At 67.1% G+C, this 20,252-nt stretch carries 21 protein-coding genes; 9 read left to right on the top strand and 12 right to left on the bottom strand.

The genetic code is table 11. The features are described 5' to 3' along the window. The first annotated feature begins 68 nt into the window (after positions 1-68). The 3 genes from KK131_RS02170 to KK131_RS02180 all read left to right on the top strand — a co-directional run bounded on the left by KK131_RS02170 (position 69) and on the right by KK131_RS02180 (position 4,471). Entirely contained in the window at positions 69-1,916 is a 1,848-nt protein-coding gene (locus KK131_RS02170; RefSeq protein ID WP_345777228.1) for an ABC transporter ATP-binding protein, read from the top strand. A gap of 75 nt (positions 1,917-1,991) precedes the next feature. Beyond that, positions 1,992-3,881: a DNA topoisomerase IV subunit B gene (gene parE, locus KK131_RS02175; RefSeq protein WP_214554950.1), complete on the top strand. Its 1,890-nt coding sequence runs from the start codon at positions 1,992-1,994 to the stop codon at positions 3,879-3,881. 68 nt (positions 3,882-3,949) lie between these two features. Beyond that, positions 3,950-4,471, top strand: a complete 522-nt coding sequence (locus tag KK131_RS02180) for a 3-hydroxyanthranilate 3,4-dioxygenase (RefSeq protein WP_214554953.1) — start codon at positions 3,950-3,952, stop codon at positions 4,469-4,471. Between the two features lie 24 nt (positions 4,472-4,495). Here KK131_RS02180 and KK131_RS02185 read toward each other — a convergent pair whose 3' ends face one another. Then, positions 4,496-5,053 (bottom strand): NUDIX hydrolase, encoded by a 558-nt coding sequence (locus KK131_RS02185; RefSeq protein ID WP_214554955.1) that lies wholly within the window; start codon positions 5,051-5,053, stop codon positions 4,496-4,498. A gap of 166 nt (positions 5,054-5,219) precedes the next feature. Between KK131_RS02185 and KK131_RS02190 the strand changes: the two genes are divergently transcribed. Next, positions 5,220-6,749 carry an amino acid permease gene (locus tag KK131_RS02190; protein WP_214554957.1) on the top strand — a complete coding sequence of 510 codons (1,530 nt, stop codon included), beginning with the start codon at positions 5,220-5,222 and terminating at the stop codon, positions 6,747-6,749. A 95-nt stretch (positions 6,750-6,844) separates the two neighbouring features. After that, the gene (locus KK131_RS02195; protein WP_214554959.1) at positions 6,845-8,323 is read left to right on the top strand and encodes an amino acid permease; all 1,479 of its coding nucleotides are present in this window, start codon (positions 6,845-6,847) and stop codon (positions 8,321-8,323) included. Positions 8,324-8,732: 409 nt separating this feature from the next. Here the strand turns inward: KK131_RS02195 and KK131_RS02200 are convergent, their stop codons facing one another. Beyond that, positions 8,733-9,065 (bottom strand): high-potential iron-sulfur protein, encoded by a 333-nt coding sequence (locus KK131_RS02200; RefSeq protein WP_214554961.1) that lies wholly within the window; start codon positions 9,063-9,065, stop codon positions 8,733-8,735. Positions 9,066-9,230: 165 nt separating this feature from the next. Here KK131_RS02200 and KK131_RS02205 point away from each other — a divergent pair, with 165 nt between their 5' ends. From KK131_RS02205 to KK131_RS02220, 4 genes are read left to right on the top strand one after another with little or no spacing between them, the layout of a single operon-like run. Further along, complete coding sequence (locus KK131_RS02205) at positions 9,231-9,881, top strand: methylthioribulose 1-phosphate dehydratase (RefSeq protein ID WP_214554963.1); 651 nt, start codon at positions 9,231-9,233, stop codon at positions 9,879-9,881. Further along, positions 9,878-10,441 (top strand): acireductone dioxygenase, encoded by a 564-nt coding sequence (locus KK131_RS02210; protein WP_214554965.1) that lies wholly within the window; start codon positions 9,878-9,880, stop codon positions 10,439-10,441. The genes KK131_RS02205 and KK131_RS02210 overlap by 4 nt, the downstream gene beginning before the upstream one ends. Before the next feature lie 59 nt (positions 10,442-10,500). Continuing rightward, complete coding sequence (gene mtnC, locus KK131_RS02215) at positions 10,501-11,187, top strand: acireductone synthase (RefSeq protein ID WP_214554967.1); 687 nt, start codon at positions 10,501-10,503, stop codon at positions 11,185-11,187. Positions 11,188-11,207: 20 nt separating this feature from the next. After that, complete coding sequence (locus KK131_RS02220; RefSeq protein WP_214554969.1) at positions 11,208-12,218, top strand: C13 family peptidase; 1,011 nt, start codon at positions 11,208-11,210, stop codon at positions 12,216-12,218. Between the two features lie 6 nt (positions 12,219-12,224). On the opposite strand, the gene hisIE is transcribed toward KK131_RS02220, so the two are convergent. The 10 genes from hisIE to KK131_RS02270 form a co-directional block, all read right to left on the bottom strand. Continuing rightward, positions 12,225-12,854, bottom strand: coding sequence for a bifunctional phosphoribosyl-AMP cyclohydrolase/phosphoribosyl-ATP diphosphatase HisIE (hisIE, locus tag KK131_RS02225; RefSeq protein ID WP_214554971.1), 630 nt, complete (start codon positions 12,852-12,854; stop codon positions 12,225-12,227). Between the two features lie 196 nt (positions 12,855-13,050). After that, complete coding sequence (gene hisF / locus KK131_RS02230; protein ID WP_214554973.1) at positions 13,051-13,821, bottom strand: imidazole glycerol phosphate synthase subunit HisF; 771 nt, start codon at positions 13,819-13,821, stop codon at positions 13,051-13,053. Beyond that, positions 13,815-14,543: a 1-(5-phosphoribosyl)-5-[(5-phosphoribosylamino)methylideneamino]imidazole-4-carboxamide isomerase gene (gene hisA, locus KK131_RS02235; RefSeq protein ID WP_214554975.1), complete on the bottom strand. Its 729-nt coding sequence runs from the start codon at positions 14,541-14,543 to the stop codon at positions 13,815-13,817. Before hisA ends, hisF begins: the two co-directional genes overlap by 7 nt. Then, entirely contained in the window at positions 14,540-15,130 is a 591-nt protein-coding gene (gene hisH, locus KK131_RS02240; protein WP_214554977.1) for an imidazole glycerol phosphate synthase subunit HisH, read from the bottom strand. The genes hisA and hisH overlap by 4 nt, the downstream gene beginning before the upstream one ends. After that, positions 15,130-16,197 (bottom strand): bifunctional histidinol-phosphatase/imidazoleglycerol-phosphate dehydratase HisB, encoded by a 1,068-nt coding sequence (hisB, locus tag KK131_RS02245; protein WP_214554979.1) that lies wholly within the window; start codon positions 16,195-16,197, stop codon positions 15,130-15,132. Before hisB ends, hisH begins: the two co-directional genes overlap by 1 nt. Beyond that, entirely contained in the window at positions 16,194-17,324 is a 1,131-nt protein-coding gene (gene hisC, locus KK131_RS02250; protein ID WP_214554981.1) for a histidinol-phosphate transaminase, read from the bottom strand. The genes hisB and hisC overlap by 4 nt, the downstream gene beginning before the upstream one ends. Continuing rightward, positions 17,321-18,619, bottom strand: coding sequence for a histidinol dehydrogenase (gene hisD / locus KK131_RS02255; RefSeq protein ID WP_214554983.1), 1,299 nt, complete (start codon positions 18,617-18,619; stop codon positions 17,321-17,323). The genes hisC and hisD overlap by 4 nt, the downstream gene beginning before the upstream one ends. Before the next feature lie 13 nt (positions 18,620-18,632). Then, on the bottom strand, positions 18,633-19,526 hold the full coding sequence (hisG, locus tag KK131_RS02260; RefSeq protein WP_214554984.1) for an ATP phosphoribosyltransferase: 894 nt from the start codon (positions 19,524-19,526) through the stop codon (positions 18,633-18,635). After that, entirely contained in the window at positions 19,523-19,861 is a 339-nt protein-coding gene (locus KK131_RS02265; protein ID WP_214554985.1) for a YerC/YecD family TrpR-related protein, read from the bottom strand. The genes hisG and KK131_RS02265 overlap by 4 nt, the downstream gene beginning before the upstream one ends. Before the next feature lie 202 nt (positions 19,862-20,063). After that, entirely contained in the window at positions 20,064-20,225 is a 162-nt protein-coding gene (locus tag KK131_RS02270; RefSeq protein ID WP_015447337.1) for a 30S ribosomal protein THX, read from the bottom strand. Positions 20,226-20,252 lie beyond the last annotated feature (27 nt).

Consider the following 20,252-nt stretch of genomic DNA (forward strand, 5'->3'; position numbering starts at 1 on the left):
TGAAGCGGCACGGCCCCCATCTCGGGAGTTCCGCGCAAACGGCGCCCACGGCCTGACGACTTCCCCACGTGCCGCCCCACCATTCCACCGAACCCGCCGAATCGACCGAACTCACGCGCAGTTTCCTGGGCGTGTTCCGCTACAGCGGGCGCGCGCTGGAGCTGGTGTGGAGCACCAGTCGGCCGCTGACCATCGCATTGGCGCTGCTGACCCTGGTCGCCGGCCTGCTGCCGGCCGGCGTGGCCTACGTCGGTGCGCACATCGTCGACGCGGTGGTCAACGCCAGCCGGTCATGGACCGCCAGCGGCCATGCCTCGCTGCGGCCGGTATTCGAATGGGTGGCGCTGGAAGGCGTGCTGGTGGCGGCGCTGGCCGGCGCGCAGCGCGGACTGTCGATGTGCCAGTCGCTGCTGCGCGCGCAACTGGGGCAGCGCGTCAACGTGATGATCCTGGAGAAGGCGCTGACCCTGCAGCTGGCGCACTTCGAGGATTCGGAGTTCTACGACAAGCTTACCCGCGCCCGCCGCGAGGCGTCGAGCCGGCCGCTGTCACTGGTGACGCGCACGTTCGGGCTGGGCCAGAACGCGATCTCGCTGCTCAGCTACGGCAGCCTGCTGTTCCAGTTCTCGCCGTGGGCGGTGCTGCTGCTGCTGCTGGCCGGGCTGCCGTCGTTCTTTGCCGAGACGAAGTTCTCCGGCGACGCGTTCCGGCTGTTCCGCTGGCGCTCGCCGGAAACGCGCATGCAGCTGTACCTGGAAACCGTGCTGGCGCGCGAGGACCACGCCAAGGAAGTGAAGTTGTTCGGCCTCGGCCCGCTGCTGCTGGGCCGCTACCGCGACATCTTCGACAAGCTCTACAGCGACGACCGCGACCTCACCGTGCGCCGCGAGAGCTGGGGCTTCGGGCTGGGCCTGCTCGGCACGCTCACGCTGTACGGCGCGTACGCGTGGATCGCCGCCAGCACCGTGGTCGCGCGCATTACGCTGGGCCAGATGACGATGTACCTGATGCTGTTCCGCCAGGGCCAGTCGGCGGTGTCGGCGATGTTGTCGGCGATCGGCGGCATGTACGAGGACAACCTGTACCTGTCCACCCTGTACGAATACCTGGAAACCCCGGTGCCGCCTTCGTTGGGCGTCGCGCAACGCGGCGCGAAGCCCGACGACGGCATCCGCTTCGAGCACGTCGGCTTCACCTACCCCGGCGCCGGCGAACCGACGCTGCACGACATCAACCTGCACATCCGCCCCGGCGAATCGCTGGCCCTGGTCGGACAGAACGGTTCGGGCAAGACCACCCTGATCAAGCTGCTGACGCGACTGTATGCGCCTGACAGCGGCCGCATCCTGCTCGACGGCACCGACCTGCGCGACTGGGACGAAAGCACCCTGTTGCAACGCATCGGCGTGATCTTCCAGGACTTCGCGCGCTACCAGATGCGCGTGGGCGAGAACGTGGGCGCCGGCGACGTCAGCCACTTCGAGGACGAAGCGCGCTGGCGCGAGGCCAGCGACAAGGGCATGGCCAGCGACTTCATCGACAGCCTGCCGGCTGGCTTCGAGACCCAGCTCGGCAAGTGGTTCCGCGACGGCCGCGAGCTGTCCGGCGGGCAATGGCAGAAGATCGCGCTGGCGCGCGCCTTCATGCGTTCGCGTGCCGACATCCTGGTGCTGGACGAACCCACCGCGGCGATGGACGCCGCCGCCGAGGCGACCATCTTCGAGCACTTCCGCGAACTGGCCGGCAACCGTATCGCCATCCTGATCTCGCACCGCTTCTCCACCGTGCGCATGGCCGACCAGATCATCGTGATCCAGGACGGCCGCACCGTGGAACACGGCAGCCACGAACAGCTGATGGCGCTGGGCGGCCACTATGCCCACCTGTTCTCGCTGCAGGCGCAAGGCTATCGCTGATCCGCCCTGGCCGGCTTGACCCTGCCCGCCCGCGCGCCCCATGCTTTGTCGTCTTTACCGGATCGAAACACACGCATGAGCAGTCGCTACAACGCCGCCGACATCGAAGTCCTCTCCGGCCTGGATCCGGTCAAACGCCGCCCCGGCATGTATACCGACACCACCCGCCCGAACCATCTGGTGCAGGAGGTGGTGGACAACTCGGTGGACGAGGCGCTGGCCGGCCACGCGAAGACCATCGAAGTGGTGCTGCACGACGACGGTTCGGTGGAAGTGAGCGACGACGGCCGCGGCATGCCGGTGGATATTCACCCGGAGGAAGGCGTGTCCGGCGTCGAGCTGATCATGACCCGGCTGCACGCCGGCGGCAAGTTCAGCGGCAAGAACTACAACTTCTCCGGCGGCCTGCACGGCGTCGGCGTGTCGGTGGTCAACGCGCTGTCCGATCGGGTCGAGGTGACCATCCGCCGCGACGGCTCCGAATACCAGATGGTATTCGCCCACGGCGACAAGGTCAGCCCGCTGGAAGTGATCGGCACGGTGCCGAAGAAGCGCAGCGGCACCACGTTGCGCTTCTGGCCGGAGGCGAAGTATTTCGACTCGCCGAAAATTTCGCTGGGCAAGCTCAAGCACCTGCTGCGCGCCAAGGCGGTGCTGTGCGCCGGCCTCAACGTCAAGCTCACCGATGTCGCCAGCGGCGAAGTCGTCGAATGGCATTACGAGGATGGCCTGCGCGATTACCTGCGCGGCGAACTCGACGGCATCGAGGCGTTGCCGAACGAGCTGTTCGTGCACCGCATGGCGCGCGACGTGGAGGGCCTGGAGGTGGCGCTGGCCTGGTTGCCGGAAGGCGAACTGGTGCAGGAGAGCTACGTCAACCTGATCCCCACCGCTCAGGGCGGCACCCACGTCAACGGCCTGCGCTCGGGCCTCACCACCGCGGTCCGCGAGTTCTGCGACATCCGCAACCTGCTGCCGCGCGGCGTGAAACTGGCGCCGGAAGACGTGTGGGAGCGCCTCGCGTTCGTGCTGTCCGCGCGGTTGCAGGACCCGCAGTTCGCCGGCCAGACCAAGGAGCGGCTGTCCTCGCGGCAGACCGCCGGCATGGTCGAGAACGTCATCCACGATGCCTTCAGCCTGTGGCTCAACCAGAACGTGGAGATGGGCGAGCGCATCGCCCAGCTGGCGATCGAGCGCGCCAGCGCGCGCCTGAAGGCGGCCAAGCAGATCGTGCGCAAGAAGATCACCCAGGGCCCGCAACTGCCCGGCAAGCTGGCCGACTGCACCGCCACCGATCTCACCCGCACGGAACTGTTCCTGGTCGAGGGCGACTCCGCCGGCGGCAGCGCCAAGCAGGCGCGCGACAAGGAGTTCCAGGCGATCCTGCCGCTGCGCGGCAAGATCCTCAACACCTGGGAAGTCGAATCCACTTCGGTGCTGGCGTCGGAGGAAGTGCACAACCTGGCGGTGGCGATCGGTTGCGATCCGGGCAAGGACGACCTGTCCAGCCTGCGCTACGGCAAGGTGATCATCCTCGCCGACGCCGACTCCGACGGCCTGCACATCGCCACCCTGCTGTCGGCGCTGTTCCTGCGGCATTTCCCGCGGCTGGTCAGCGAGGGCCACGTGTTCGTGGCGATGCCGCCACTGTTCCGCGTCGACGTGGGCAAGCAGGTGTTTTATTGCCTGGACGAGAGCGAGAAGGAAGCGATGCTGCAGCGGATCGCGCGCGAGAAGATGAAGGGCGCGGTCAGCACCACCCGCTTCAAGGGCCTGGGCGAGATGAACCCGCCGCAGTTGCGCGAGTCGACGATCCACCCGGACACGCGTCGCCTGGTGCAGCTCACCGTCGGCGACGGCGACGGCACCGCCAAGCTGATGGACATGCTGCTGGCCAAGAAACGCGCCGGCGACCGCAAGTCCTGGCTGGAGGAAAAGGGCGACCTGGCGACGCTGGAGGTCTGAGCCGCCGCGGCTTTTTTTGCCGCCACGGCGGCGCTAAGGTGTCCGTTACTTCTCCAGGAACCACCGCCATGGCCTTGCTGCCGCCCATCAACCTCGAGCGCTGGATCGACGAACACCGTCACCTGCTGAAGCCGCCGGTGGGCAACAAGTGCATCGTCGACGGCGACTTCATCATCATGGTCGTGGGCGGGCCGAACGCGCGCACCGACTATCACTACGACGAAGGCCCCGAGTTTTTCTACCAGCTCGAGGGCGAAATCACGCTGAAAGTGCAGGTCGACGGCGCGGCACGCGACATCCCGCTGCGCGCCGGGGAGATCTTCTACCTGCCGCCACGCGTGCCGCACTCGCCGAACCGCGCCGCCGGCTCCATCGGGCTGGTGATCGAGCGCCGCCGCGTCGCGGGCGAAAAGGACGGCCTGATGTGGTTCTGCGAACGGTGCAACCACAAGCTGTACGAGGAATACTTCGTGCTCGACAGCATCGAGCGCGACTTCCCGCCGGTGTTCGAGCGCTTCTACGGCTCGCCCGAAGCGCGCACCTGCGACGCCTGCGGCCACCTCAACCCGGCGCCTGCGAAATACGCCTAGGAAACAATGGCCGGCATCGTCAGCCTACGGAGCCGATGAACGGCCCAGCCACTTGTGCGCCATCCGCCGCAGCGAAGCATCGAGGCTGGCATCAGCGGCCACATCCGCCACCGCTCGCCACGCCAGCGCGCGCGATTCGGGATTCACCGCGAAGCGATCTTCAGCCCCCGCACGCACCACGTAACGCACGTCGTAATGCCAGTGCTCCGGCTCATCGGCGCGCGCCGGAATGCGATGCCTGTCGATATCGAAGATGCCGCCTTCGACGCGCAGGCCGGCGACGCCGGTTTCCTCCTGCGCCTCGCGCAACGCCACGCGCGCCAGGTCGGCATCGCCATCGGCATGGCCGCCCGGTTGCAGCCAACGATCCAGCTTGCGGTGATGCATCAACAACACGCGTGCGCCGTCCGCACTCACCAGCCAGCTCGAACCGGTGAAATGGCCAGTCGCGTTGCTGCGCTCGAATGCATTCGCGTGCGTATGCAGGAATGTCTCGAACTGCGCGGCTATCGCCGCCTCCCCCTGCCATTGGTCACGGTAGCGCCGGATTGCGTCGATCATGATGATGGCTGGCTGTTGCATGGGCATCCGTTGGCGTGGGTTGAAACTCGTCGCGGCATGTTTCGCCGCAACATGAACGAAGCTTGTACATCATCTATCGCTGGGCTATGTTGGCCCGCCATTGCCTGCCCGTAACGCCGATCCGCCGCAGAGCGGAAGCGGGCAAAAATCACTTGAGGGGAGCTTGATGATAAAAGGTCTATTTGCCACTCACGCCATTGAGGCGATGCCTCATGTGGACGCCGGCGAACCCGTCGAAGGCAGCTCTGCCGGCGAGGTCACGCTGAAGCGGGCACTGACCGCACGCCACCTGGTGATGCTTGGCATCGGTGCGGTGATCGGCGCCGGCATCTTCGCCATCACCGGCACGGCGGCCGCACAATTCGCTGGCCCCGCCTTGATTCTCAGCTTCCTGATTGCCGCCGTCGCTTGTGGCCTGGCCGGCATGTGTTACGCGGAATTCGCCGCGATGCTGCCGGTGTCCGGCAGCGCCTACTCTTATTCCTACGCCACCCTGGGCGAAGTGGTCGCCTGGTTCGTCGGCTGGGCGCTGGTACTCGAATACCTGTTCGCCGCCTCGACCGTGGCGGTGGCCTGGTCGGGCTACTTCGGCGAAATGCTGCGCATGCTCAGTTCGATGACGGGGCTGAATTTCAACTTGCCGGCGGCACTCTCCTCGGCCCCGCTTACCTTCGCCACAGGAGGCCACAAGCTGGTGTTCACCGGCGCCCTGGTCAACCTGCCAGCCGTCCTGATCGTCGGTGCGATCAGCTGGCTTTGCTATCTCGGCATCACGCAGTCGGCGGCGGTCAACGCGATCATCGTGGCCATCAAGGTGAGTGTGATCCTGCTGTTCCTGGTGGTGATGTTCAACTACATCAACGCCGACCTGTGGCACCCGTTCATTCCGGCCAACGAAGGCGGCTCGAAGTTCGGCTGGAGCGGCATCTACCGCGGCGCCACCCTGGTGTTCTTTGCCTACATCGGATTCGACGCGGTCTCCACCGCAGCCGGTGAGGCCAGGAACCCGCAGCGCGACATGCCGATCGGCATTCTCGGCTCGCTGCTGATCTGCACCGTGCTGTATGTGGCGATGGCCGCGGTCATGACCGGCACGACGCCGTTCCGCATGCTCAATACGCCTGAGCCGGTCGCTACCGCGATCAACTATGTGCTCGGCACCGTCGCTGCCGGCAGCGCATCCAGCTATCTCCTGGGCGCGCTGAAGATCCTGGTGGTGTTCGCCGCCCTCGCGGGTTTGAGTTCGGTGGTGCTGGTGATGCTGATGGGCCAGCCGCGCATCTTCTATTCGATGTCGCGCGACGGCCTGCTGCCGCCGGCACTGGGGCGCGTGCATCCGAAACACCGCACGCCCTATATCGGCACCATCCTGGTGGGCGTGATCGCCTGCATCCTTGCCGGCCTGTTCCCGGTGGACGTGCTCGGCGACCTGGTCTCGATGGGCACCTTGCTGGCCTTCGCCACCGTCTGCATCGGCGTGCTGGTGCTGCGTCGCACGCGACCGGATCTGCCGCGCGCGTTCCGCGTGCCGCTGCCGTGGATCGTCTGCCCGCTGGGTGCTGCTGCCTGCCTGTTCCTGTTCTGGCAGGCTTTCAAGGAGCGCTGGCCGCTGATGCTTGGCTGGATCGCGATCGGCTTCCTGATCTACGTCTTCTACGGCTATCGCAACAGCAAGTTGCGCCAGAACGCCCACTGACAAGCCACCGGCAGCCGGCGCCCATAGCGCCGGCTGCCGCGCTTGTGATGCCCACCGGATAGAACCGGACGCCCCGCTTTCGAAGACGACTTCCCATGCTCAAGCAGTTGCTCGCACGCAAGACCGATTTCAACGAACCCGACGACACCCACGGCCCCACCCTGCGCCGCACCCTCGGACCGTGGGGGCTGACCGCATTGGGCATCGGGGCGGTGATCGGCGGCGGCATCTTCGTGATCACCGGACAGGCCGCGGCCGACCATGCCGGCCCGGCGGTGATCCTGTCCTTCATCCTGGCGGCGATCTGCAGCACGTTCACCGCGCTGTGCTACGCCGAGTTCGCCACGCTTATCCCGGTCTCCGGCAGCGCCTATTCCTACGCCTATGCGACGCTCGGCGAACTGATGGCATGGTTCATCGGCTGGAACCTGGTGCTGGAATACGGCGTATCCGCCTCGGCGGTGGCGGTGAGCTGGACCGGTTATTTCCTCAGCCTGCTGGAGCACATCGGCACGGTCTTCCAGATGGATCTGAGCATCCCTGCGGCGCTGACCAGTGCGCCGCTGGCATTCACGGCCGACCATCACCTGGTCGCCACCGGCGCACTGTTCAACCTGCCGGCGGTGGTGCTCATCCTGCTGCTGACCTGGATCTGCTACGTGGGCATCCGCGAGTCGAGCCTGGCGAACGCCGCGATGGTGGCGCTCAAGGTCGGCCTGATCACCCTGGTGATCGTGGTCGGCTGGCGCTATGTCGACCCGTCCAACTGGACCCCGTTCGTGCCGGAATCGCAGGGCCACTACAAATACGGCTGGGGCGGCGTGCTGCGCGGCGCGGCGATGGTGTTCTTCGCCTACATCGGCTTCGAGGCAACCTCGGTGGCGGCGCAGGAATCACGCAATCCGCAGCGCGACCTGCCGATCGGCATCCTCGCTTCGCTGGCGATCTGCACCGTGCTGTACATCGCGATGGCCGCGGTGATGACCGGCCTCAGTTCTTACACCCTGCTCGGCACCGACGAGCCGGTGGTGACCGCCCTGCACGGGCACCCGCAACTGGAATGGCTGCGCTGGCTGGTGGAGGTCGGCGCGCTGCTGGGCCTGTCGTCGGTGGTGCTGGTGATGGTCATCGCGCAGCCGCGCATCTTCATGATCATGGGCCGCGACGGCATGCTGCCGAAGGTGTTCACGCGAATCCACCCGCGCTATCGCACCCCGCACCTGAATACGCTGATCACCGGCGCCGGCATCGCCCTGCTCGCGGCGATCTTTCCGCTGGACGTGCTGGGCGACCTGGTGTCGATGGGCACGCTGATCGCGTTCATGGCGGTTTGCGCCGGCGTGTGGATCCTGCGGCATACCCGGCCGGAACTGCCGCGCACCTTCCGCGTGCCGTTCGCACCGGTGATCTGCACGCTCGGCATCCTCAGCTGCCTCGCCCTGCTGTCCACGATGGCCTGGTACAACTGGTCGCTGATGGTTGTCTGGACCATCCTCGGGCTGGTGATCTATTTCGGTTACGGCAACCGGCACAGCCACCTGCGCCGCTCCACGGCCGAAGCTCCGAAGCCTTGATTCGTCAATCTCGGTGAACGTCGCCAAAAATCGCTTATTTTCACTAAATGAAAGCGATATTCGCCCATTGTCGCAGAATGGTAAAGTTCTTTATAAATCTTATGGACTCGATGGCAAGTTATTGTTTTTGCAAGGTTTAACGAGAACTTTTCAAGAGAAATCGAGGGACCGGTCGCCCTTTCGCCGAACTCGGGAGTATCATCCTCAGTCCGCGGGTTGATCACTTGGCAGTGGGCCCCGGATCGCGGCTCGGCGCGTCAGGTGGGTAAGCTCCTCAGCCTGATGTGTCCGGGCCGCACTTTTGCCCGCACGATGGCCTTTTCGTCCCCTTCTCCGTCAGCGAAAACAAAAAGGCCGGCGATCAGCCGGCCTTTTGCATGGCGGAATTCCCGATGTGATCGGCAGGCGATCAGGCCTTCTTCGGCGTGTGCGACACGCACCAGCCTTTCGCGTTCACCGATTTGCCGGGGAACAGCTGACACGGCCCGCGACCGGTGGCGCCACCGGTGTAGAACTGGCAGTTCGCGCAATCGTCGCCTGCCTTGTACTTGGCGTTGGTGGTCTTGCTGGCGTCCTCCACGTAGCCCAATGCCTTCGCGGTCGGGTCCGACTCGCTCACCGGCGGCAGGTCCGCCGCACGCGCAAAGCGCGGCAAGCCACCGAACACCACCGCTGCCGCCGTCGTGCCGGCAGCCACCTTGAGGAATCGACGACGCGATTCGAGATCTTGTTCTTTCGACATGGGCAAGCCTCCGTCGGGATCTGTCCGGCACACCCTGCGCCGGATTCGCGCCGATGTTACGCCCACCGCCCCAATTTTTCCTGACTTGCGAGAATGGCTCTCATTCCAACCGGGCGGCGGCCGGGCGCATGGTATAGTCGACGCTCATTTGGACGTCCAAACCGCATGAGCCAGATCCTTCCAGCCACGATCCCCGCCAGAGCGTTCGAGCAGTGCGCCGCCACCATTGCCGACGCCGCGCGCGAGCTGTCCATGCTCGGCTGGACGCCGGCGACCAGCAGCAACTTCTCGATGCGGGTCGATGCAGACCACGCGGCGATCACCATCTCCGGCCGGCACAAGGGCAGGCTCGGCCGCGACGACATCATGCTGATCGACCTGGACGGGAATGCCGTCGGCACCGATGCCCGCCCCAGCGCCGAGACGGCGCTGCATACCCAGATCTACCGGCGCTGGCCGGAGATGAACGCCGTGCTGCATACCCACTCGCGCACGCAAAGCGTGGCGTCGCGGCTGTTCGCCGCCGAGGGCGCCGTGCGCCTGCAGGGCTGGGAGCTGCAGAAGGCGATCACCGGCTACCACACCCATGAGAGCGTGCTGGAGATCCCGGTGTTCCCGAACACCCAGCACATGCCCGAACTGGTGGCCCGGGTCGACGCCTGGCTGGACGCGGGCAAGCCGCTGCACGCCTACCTGATCGACGGCCACGGCATCTACACCTGGGGCCGCGACATGGCCGAGACCCAGCGCCATCTGGAGGCGCTGGAGTTCCTGCTCGGCTGCGAACTTGACCTGAAAAAGCTGAGGGCATCATGAGCCGACTGCGCATCTTCGACGAAACCCGACCGCAATCGCCGCAGGCAACGATCGACGAGCACGCCGCGATTGCCGCCGAGCTGGGCAAGGTCGGCGTCCGCTTCGAACGGTGGGACGCCAGCCAGCCGATCGCGCCGGGCGCCAGCCAGGACGAGGTGATCGCGGCCTATCGCGGCGACATCGACCGCCTGATGGGCGAGAAGGGTTACCAGTCCGTCGACGTGATCAGTCTCGCCCCCGATCATCCCGACCGCGCCGTGCTGCGCCAGAAGTTCCTCAGCGAGCACACCCACAGCGAGGACGAAGTGCGCTTCTTCGTCGCCGGCGCCGGCCAGTTCACCCTGCACATCGGCGGCAAGGTCTACGACGTGCTGTGCGAACAGGGCGACCTGATCGGCGTGCCGGACGGCACCCGCCACTGGTTCGACATGAGCGAATCGCCCTGCTTCGTGGCGATCCGGCTGTTCACCAACAAGGAAGGCTGGGTAGCCAACTTCACCGGCGACGACATCGCGCAGCGGTTCCCGCGGATGCAGCCGCACCAGGCTACGCCGGGCTGATAACGGCCGCCTGCGCGCCATTCGTTTATGCTGGCCTACCCACCCAAGCCACCGCCGCCATGATCGAAATCCGCGCCATCGTCACCGACATCGAAGGCACCACCAGCTCGATCGACTTCGTCCGCGACGTGCTGTTTCCGTACGCGCGCAAGCGGCTGCCGGCCTTCGTCGAAACCCACGGCACCAAGCCCGAGGTGCAGCACTGGCTGCACGAGGCGGCCATGGAAGCCGGATTGGTGGAAGCCCGGCGCCAGGACATCATCGAACTGCTGCTGCAGTGGATCGACCAGGACCGCAAGTCCACTGCGCTGAAGGCGCTGCAGGGGATGATCTGGAAGGATGGCTACGAGGCCGGCGACTACCGCGCCCACATCTATCCGGAAGTCGCCGCACGATTGCGCGACTGGCGCGCCGACGGACTGCGGCTGTACATCTACTCCTCCGGCTCGGTGCCGGCGCAGCGGTTGTTCTTCCAGCACAGCGAGGCGGGCGACCTGAGCGCGCTGTTTGCCGGCTACTTCGATACAGAAACCGGCCCGAAGCGCGAAACCGAATCCTACCGGCGCATCGCCGAGGCGATCGGGGAGCAGCCCCGGCACCTGCTGTTCCTGTCCGATATCGTGGAGGAACTCGACGCCGCGCGAGCCGCCGGCTTCCATACCGGCTGGCTGATCCGCGAGCCACAGGCCCTGCCCGAATCGCCGCGCCACCCGGTTTATCGCGATTTCAAAGCGATCACGCCCTGAACCTGCCGCGCGAGCCCGCCATGCGTAGCGCCCTGACCGTCCTGCTTGCGTTCGCCGCCGGGGTGCTGCTGGCGACGTGGTGGCCTGGCCAAACGGCGATGCACTCGACCATCGGCCATCCTGCGCCAGCTGCGTCCGTCGACGTCGAGCCGGACACCGCACTGGACGGCGACACCGATGTCGACAACTGGCCCGGCCAGGCTCCGACGCCGGAACAGGTGCTGTATGCGCAGCCGCGAATGATGCGCGACGCGCTGGCGGAACTCGGCCCTCGCATACCCGGCAAACCCAACTTGTACCTGCTCGTCTTCGCCGGCGACGGCAGCGAGGACGTATTCCGCAATGAAGCCGAATACGCCGCGCGGCTGTTCGCGCAGCGCTTCGGCGCCACCACCCACAGCCTGGTGCTGGAGAACAACCCGGCCAGCCTGACCACCCGTCCGCTGGCCAGCTGGAGCAACCTGGAAACTGCGCTCGAAGGCCTGGGCAAGGTGATGCAGCCGGACCAGGACATCCTGCTGCTGTACCTCACCAGCCACGGCAGCGAGGATCACAGCCTGCTGGTCGACATGGACCCGCTGCCGCTGGACCAGCTCGGCGCCAGCGACCTGGCCGGCATCCTGTCCATGCATCCGTTCAAGTGGAAGGTGGTCGTGGTCAACGCCTGCTATTCCGGCGGCTTCGTGCCGCCGCTGCGCGGCCCCGGCACCCTGGTGCTCACCGCCGCCCGCGCCGACCGCAGCTCGTTCGGCTGCGGCAGCGATTCGGACATCACCTATTTCGGCAAGGCCTGGCTGGTCGACGCGCTGAACCACACCCCGGATTTCATCGAAGCCTTCAAGCGGGCCAGCGGCGAGATCAGCCAGTGGGAGCAGAAGGACAAGCTGACGCCGTCGGAACCGCAGATCGACATCGGCGGCGGCATTGCGGAGCAGCTCGCCTTGTGGCGCAAAGGGGTCACCCCGGGACCGATGCTGCCATTCAAACCCGCGACACCGGCCGGCAGCGCCTCCGTCGCCACTTCACGGTAAATCGACTCAGCCGCGTCCCGCGTGCCGGTCGGCCAGCACGCGGGCGACATCAGCCAAGTCGAGCCCGCGCGCGCGCAGCGCCACGGTGAGATGGAAAACCAGGTCCGCCGCCTCGCCGAGCAGTTCGGCATCGCCCTGCGCTACGGCAGCCAACGCCGTCTCGACACCTTCCTCGCCCACTTTCTGTGCGATCCGGCGCATGCCGCCCTCGAACAGCCTGGTGGTATAGCTGCCTGCCGGCCGCTCGGCATGGCGCTGCGCGACCAGCGCGTCGAGTTCGGCAAGGAAACCCAGCGGCGGCCGCACGGTTTTGCCGAAGCAGCTGGACGTGCCGAGGTGACAGGTCGGGCCATGCGGCTCGGCCTGGATCAGCAAAGTGTCGGCGTCGCAGTCGGCGCGGATCGACTTCAACGCCAGCACGTGGCCGGAGCTCTCGCCCTTGGTCCACAACCGCTGCCTGCTGCGGCTATAGAACGTCACCAGGCCGCGGGCCTGCGTCTGCGCCAGCGCGTCGGCATTCATGTAGCCGAGCATCAGCACCTCGCCGCTCAGCCAGTGCTGCACGATCGCCGGCAGCAGGCCGTTGCCCTTGGCCCAGTCGAGGCGGCTGACATCGGTATTGGAATCTTTGTTCATCGTTGTTCCTGATTGGCAGTGCCAATTGAGCCAACTTCCGTTCGCACCGAGCGTAACTCGCGTCAGCGAGTGAAGTCGAAGTGCCGGCGCGGCGGCAGCCCCTCGACTTCGGCCCTGCGGCCCACGCCCTGGGGGAACGGTGGGTTTCCGGCCAACCAGACTTCGGCGGCAGACAGGCCGCTGTTTTCCCGACCGTTCACAGGCGCACCGCTACACCTTGCCCGTGCAGATACTGCTTGAGTTCGGGAATCGCGATCGCTCCGGAGTGGAACACGCTGGCCGCCAGCGCGCCGTCTACGTCAACCTCGACGAAGGCATCGCGGAAATGCTGCAGCGTGCCGGCGCCGCCGGAAGCAACCAACGGCACATGGCACACTGCGCGCGCCACCGACAATTGCTCCAGGTCGTAGCCGCGGCGTACGCCGTCGCTGCCCATGCAGTTCAACACGATCTCACCGGCACCACGCTGCTGCGCCTCGACCATCCAGTCCAGCGTGCGGCGCGGCAGAGCCTGCGTCTTCGCGGGATCGCCGGTGTACTGGCGCACGCGCCACTCGCCATCGGCATCGCGCAGCGAGTCGATGCCGACCACCACGCATTGCACGCCGAACGCGGCGGCCAGCTCGTCGATCAACCCGGGCCGCTCCAGCGCCGGCGAGTTCACCGAGATCTTGTCCGCGCCGGCATGCAGCACCGCGCGCGCCTCGTCGACCGAGCGGATGCCGCCAGCCACGCAGAACGGAATGTCGATCACGCAGGCAACCTTCTCGACCCAGCCGCGATCCACGCTGCGCCCCTCCGGGCTGGCGGTGATGTCGTAGAACACCAGCTCGTCGGCGCCTTCGTCGCGATAACGCAGTGCGAGATCGACGATCTCGCCCATCACCACGTGATCGCGGAAGCGCACGCCCTTGACCACCTTGCCGTCGCGCACGTCCAGGCAGGGAATGATGCGGCGGCTCAGCATGCCAATGCCTCCTCGACGGTGAAGCGCCCTTCCAGCAGCGCACGGCCGAGGATCACGCCCTGCGCACCCGCCTCGCGCGCGGCGCGGATGTCGTCCAGCGAGCGCACGCCACCGGACGCCTGCACGGCCAGTGACGGCACCGCGGCGGCGAGGTGGCGATAGAGATCGAGGTTGAAGCCGGCCAGCATGCCGTCGCGGTCGATGTCGGTGCACAGCAGGTGGCGCGCGCCGCGCGCGGCGTACCACGGCGCCAGTTCGTCCAGCGTGCGCGCCTCGGTTTCGGTCCAGCCGGCGCTGGGCAAGGCCCAGCGGCCATTGACGCAGCGGGTGTCGAGCGCAAGGATCAAACGTTCGGCACCGTATTTGTCCAGCCAGCCGGCGACGAGTTCGGGATCGCGGATCGCCACGCTGCCCAGCACCACACGCTGCACGCCGGCGTCGAACAAACGTTGCAGGTCCATTTCGTCCCGCACTCCACCGCCGGCCTGGACCTGCATGCCATCTGCCGCGATCGAGCGGATCACCGCGAGATTGTCGAGCCGACCCGAGCGCGCGCCATCCAGATCGACCAGGTGCAACCGGCGTGCGCCGGCGTCGGCGTAGCGCCGCGCCAGTTCGCGCGGATCGGCCGCATACGTGGTCTGCTGCGCGTAGTCTCCCTGCTTCAGGCGCACCACCTGGCCGCCGCGCAGGTCGATCGCGGGGATCGCGTCGAAGTTCATAGTCCGAGGAAATTCCTGAGGAGCCTCGCGCCGACGGCAGCGGAGCGCTCGGGATGGAATTGCATGCCGTAGTAGTTGTCGCGTGCGATCACGGCGGAAAATGCCTCGCCATAGTCGCTGCTGGCGAGGGTCCAGTCGCTCACCGGCACCGCATAGCTGTGCACGAAGTACGCCTGCTCATCGTCGCCCAGCCCGGCCAGCAGGGGATGCGCCTGCTTCGCGCTCAAGCAGTTCCAGCCCATGTGCGGCACGCGCAGACCGGGAGCTTCGGCGAAGCGGCGCACCGGTACCGGGATCAGCCCGAGGCATTCGGTATCGCCCTCCTCCGAATGCGCGCACAACAGCTGCATGCCCAGGCAGACACCCAGCACGGGCTGCTTCAGCGAGCGCAGCAGCTCGACCAGGCCCAGCTCGCGCAGCCGTGCCATGCCGGGGCCGGCAGCGCCCACGCCGGGCAGGATCACCTTGTCGGCGGCGCGGATCGTCGCCGCGTCCGCGGTCAGCGCGGCATCCACGCCCAGCCGCTGCAGCGCGTAACGCACCGAGCCGATATTGGTACCGCCGGCATCGACCAGGACCACGCTCATCACAGCGCGCCCTTGGTGCTGGGCAGTTCGCTGCCCTCGCGGCGGATCGCCTGGCGCAGCGTGCGCGCGACGACCTTGAAGCAGGCCTCGACCATGTGATGCGCGTTGTCGCCGCGCACGGACAGGTGCAGGTTCGCGCCCAGGCTCTCGCACAGCGAGCGGAAGAAGTGCGGCACCAGTTCGGTCGGCACCTCGCCCACGCGCTCGCGCGGGAAGCTGCCCTCGAACACGAAGTACGGCCGGCCGGACAGGTCCAGCGCCGCGCTGGCCTGCGCTTCGTCCATCGGCAGGGTGAAGCCGTAGCGGCCGATGCCGCGCTTGTCGCCGAGCGCCTGCTTCAAGGCCCCGCCCAATGCCAGCGCGCAGTCCTCGATGGTGTGGTGCTCGTCGATGCGGATGTCGCCGTCGCATTGCAGCTCCAGCGCGAAGCCGCCGTGCTTGCCGATCTGCTCCAGCATGTGGTCGAAGAAACCCAGCCCGGTGCGCGCCTTCGGCTCGGCTACCCGGTCCAGATCGACGCTGACCGTGATGCGGGTTTCCCTGGTGTTGCGTGCCACCGTGGCCGTACGCGGCGCGTCCAATAGCTGGTGCGCCAGCGCCTCCCAGTCGAGCCCGCGCGGCCCCACGCGGAAGCCGCGCACACCAAGATTCGCGGCAAACTGCAGGTCGGTCTCGCGATCGCCCACCATGGCCGATGCTGCGCGGCTCCAGCCGTCGTCGGCGAGGTAGTGCCGCAGCATGCCGATGCCGGGCTTGCGCGTGTCCTTGCCCTCGTGCGGGAAGCTGCGATCGATCAACACCTCGCGGAAGCGAATGCCCTGCGAGTCGAGGATGCGCAGCAGCAGTTCGTGCGGCCCGGTGAAATCCGGTTCGGGGAAACTGTCGGTGCCCAGGCCATCCTGGTTGGTCACCATCACCAGTTCGTAGCCGGCCGCGACGAAACGCTGCAACGCGGCGATCACGCCCGGCAGCAGGGCCAGCTTTTCGTAGCTGTCGATCTGCTCGTCGGCCGGCTCCTCGATCAGGCAGCCGTCGCGGTCGACGAAAAGCAGCTTGCGACTGTTCATGCCGGTCCCTCGGCAAGATCCCGGCCATCCATGGCCGGACTCTTCAGAAGAGCCGCTCCATCGGCGACGCCTTGACCGGAAGCCAGCACAGCCAGCACCCGATCATTCTCCGCGGGAGTGCCGATGGTGATGCGCAGCGCATCGCCGAGGTTCGGATAGCGACGCACGTCGCGCACCACGATGCCGGCCGCGAGCAGACGCTGGTAAGCGGCGCCGGCGTCATCGAAGCGCACGGCGAGAAAGTTCGCCTGCGACGGCAACACCTCGCGCACGCCGGGCAACCGGCGCAGCTCGGCCTGCATCCGCGCGCGCTGTTCGCGCACGATGGCGACATGCCCTCGTGCATTCGCCTGGCCCCAGCCGGACAACGCCAACAACGCGGCGTCCACACACGGCAACGGCAACGGATACGGCGCCATGATCCGGCGCAACAGCGCGATCACCTCGGCATTCGCCAGCAAACTGCCGACGCGTGCGCCGGCCAGCGCCCAGGCCTTGGACAAGGTGCGCAACACGGCTAGGTTGTCATAGCGGCCGATCAGGTCCGCCACGCTGCCCGCGTCGCCGAACTCCGCGTAGGCCTCGTCCACCACCAGCAAGGCGCGACCGCTCAGCGCCTGCGCCAGCCGCTCGACCACGGCGCGCGGCACCGGCTGCCCGGTGGGATTGTTCGGCGTGCAGATGAAGACCAGCTTCACTGCCGGGCTCACGGCGGCCAGTACGGCATCCGCGTCCAGGCTGAAACCCGCCTCCAGCGGCACCTCGACGATGCCCGCATCCTGCACCCGGGCGCATACCGCGTACATGCCGAACGTCGGCGGCTGGATCAGGATCGCGTCGCGGCCGGCGCGGCAGAACGCGCGCACCAGCAGGTCGATCGCCTCGTCGCTGCCGCGGCCAACCAGCAGCTGTTCGCGCCGCACGCCATAGAGCGCCGCCAGCGCATCGACCAGGGCGGCAGGCTGCGGCTCGGGATAGCGGTTGCAGCCAAGGTTGTGGTCGCCCATCGGCGCCCACGCCGATTCGTTCGCGTTGAGCAGGACTTCGCCGCCGCTGGCTTCCATCCGCGCCGATGAGTACGGCTGCATCGCGCGGATCTCCGGCCGCGCCAGGTCGAGTACGCTCATGCCAATGCCTCCAGGCGCAAGGTCACCGCGCGGCGGTGCGCCTCCAGTTGTTCGGCCGCCGCCAGCGTCGCCGTGCACGGGCCGATGCTGCGCAAGCCTTCTTCGCTGACTTCCTGCACGCTGATCTGCTTCTGGTAGCTGGCCACCGACACGCCGCTGTAGCTGCGCGCGTAGCCGTAGGTCGGCAGCACATGGTTGCTGCCGCTGCAATAGTCGCCCACCGATTCGGGCGTCCACTGGCCGAGGAAGATCGAGCCGGCGCTGTCGATGCCGTCGAGCAAGGCGCGCGGCGCGGCCACCTGCAGGATCAGGTGCTCGGGCGCGTAGCGGTTGCTCACCTCGACCGCCTGCGCCAGCGAGTCGACGCCGATCAACCGGCTCTGCGCCAGCGCCTGGCGGGCGATCGCGCCGCGCGGCAATTCGGCGCATTGGCGCTCGACCTCGGCGGCTGCCTTGTCCAGCAGGTCGGCGGACGGGCTCAGCAGGATCACCTGCGAATCCGGCCCGTGCTCGGCCTGAGACAGCAGGTCGGCGGCGACGAACACCGGGTTCGCGCCGGCATCGGCGATCACCAGCACTTCCGACGGGCCGGCCGGCATGTCGATCGCGGCGCCGTCCGGGTCGGACGACACCTGCAGCTTCGCTTCGGTGACCCAGGCGTTGCCGGGGCCGAACAGCTTGTCGCACTTCGGCACGCTGGCGCTGCCGTAAGCCATCGCGGCGATCGCCTGCGCGCCGCCCAGCTTGAACACTTTGTGCACGCCGGTGAGGCGCGCGGCATACAACACCGCCTCGTCGCAACGGCCATCCGCGCGCGCCGGCGAGCACAACACCACCTCGCGGCAACCGGCGACATGCGCCGGCACGCCCAGCATCAAGGCGGTCGACGGCAGCGGCGCACTGCCGGCCGGCACGTACAGGCCGACCCGGCTGACCGGACGCAGCATGCGCTCCACCCGCACGCCGGGCGCGGTATCCACCGCCACCGGCTGCGGCGCCGCCGCGCGATGGAACAACTCGATGCGCGCGGCCGCTTCTCGGATCGCCGCCTTCAGGGCCGGATCGAGAAAGGCCTCGGCCGCGGCGAACTCGGCCTCATCCACCGCGATCGTGTCCAGTGTGCAGCGGTCGTATTTTGCGCTGAGCTCACGCAATGCCGTGTCGCCGTGCTCGCGCACGGCAGCGATGATCCGCTCGACACCGCGGCGCAGTTCATCCGCGCGCGACTGCGCGGGCCGCGCCAGCGCATCGCGGCGTGCCGCTTCATCCAGTGCGTTCCAGTCCAGACGTTTCATGCGAGCCAGTTCTTCATGCGAGCATTTTCTCCACCGGCAGCACGAACATCTCGCGCGCGCCGGCCCTCTTGATTTCTTCCAGTTGCCGCCAGCTCACTTCGCCGGCGCACAACGCTTGCAGCATCAGCTGGTCTGGCTGGCCGGCGACCGGCAGCAGGGTCGGCTGCGGGCCGCCCGGCAACAACCGGGTGACCGCTTCCAGCGTGTGGCGCGAGGTCTGCAACAGCAACAGGCGCGATTCACGCACCTGGATCACCCCGTCCAGTCGCTTCAGCAGCAACTCCAGCAGGTCGCCGCGCTCGTCTGCCGGCAAGGCCAGCGGCCCGGCCAGTACGGCCTCGCTCTGCAACAGCACGTCGGTCTCGCGCAACTGGTTCGCCACCAGGGTGCCGCCGCTCTGCACCAGGTCGCAGATCGCATCGGCGGTGCCCAGCTTCGGCGCAATCTCGACCGAACCGGCCAGGGTCACCACGCCGGCGTCGATCCCCTGCGTGCGCAGCCATTCGCCGAGCAGGCCCGGATACGAAGTGGCGATGCGCCGGCCCTGCAGTTGTTGCGGCCCCTGGTAGTCCAGTTCCTGCGGTACCGCGATCGACAACCGGCAGCGTCCAAAGCCGAGCGGGCGCAGTTCGCTGAGCGGTTCGGCATCGCGCCCCGTGGTGAGCTGGAACTCGCTCAGCACGTTGCGCCCGACGATGCCGAGGTCGCACACGCCCTGCGCGATCAGGCCGGGAATATCGTCGTCGCGCACCAGCAGCAGGTCGACCGGTTCGCCCTCGCCGAAGCAGAACAGCTTGTCGCGGCTTTGCCGGAAGGTGAGCCCGCAACGGGTCAGCAGCTCCAGCGCCGGCTCGGTCAGCCGGCCGGACTTCTGCATCGCGATGCGCAAGCGGTCGCGCGTTTTCATGCCTTCGCCTTTTTCGCTGCCTGCGACTGTCGCCGCGCAGCGCGGGCCGCGGCCGCCAGATAGCCGCCGCTGCCCTGGTTGAGGTAGCGCGCCACCCGTCCGATCGTGGTGATGCTGACTGCGGTGCGCTCGTGGATCTCGCGGTACGACACGCCTTCCAGCAGGTACGGAACCACCCGCCAGCGATCCACCAGCACCTCAAGCTCGGCCGGCGTGCACAGGTCGCTCAGGAAGGCGCCCATCTCCCCGCTGTTCTTCAACGACAGCAGCGCCTCGTAAAGGCTCTGCTCGGCGGATTCGGCGGGGGTTTCCGGATCGAGCGATCGACGTTTCATAATGTACTAACGCATTAACACAGTGGTGCGCATCATACACGGCATGCGGCACCGCGGCAAACCCGTTTTTCGCCGGTATCAATCCGGGTTCAGCGGCGGTTGTCCGAAGCGCCTAGCACAGCTTCGACAGCCTCCCCTCTCCAAAAACAAAGACCCCCGCCGAAGCGGGGGTCGTGCGAACCTGGTGCAGGCCGGAGTCGGCTCAGGCCGACTTCTTCTTCGGCGCGGCCTTCTTGGCGGCAGCCGGCTTGGTCACGGTCGGCTTGGCGCCCACCACGGCCGGCAGCACGCCGTGCGCACGGGTATTGCCGTAGCTGCCGCGATAGGTCTTGCCGCGACGGGTCTTGCGATCGCCCTTACCCATGGGGAACTCCTTGATTTATTGGATGAA

Source organism: Rhodanobacter sp. LX-99 (assembly GCF_018599185.1).
Lineage (GTDB): Bacteria > Pseudomonadota > Gammaproteobacteria > Xanthomonadales > Rhodanobacteraceae > Rhodanobacter.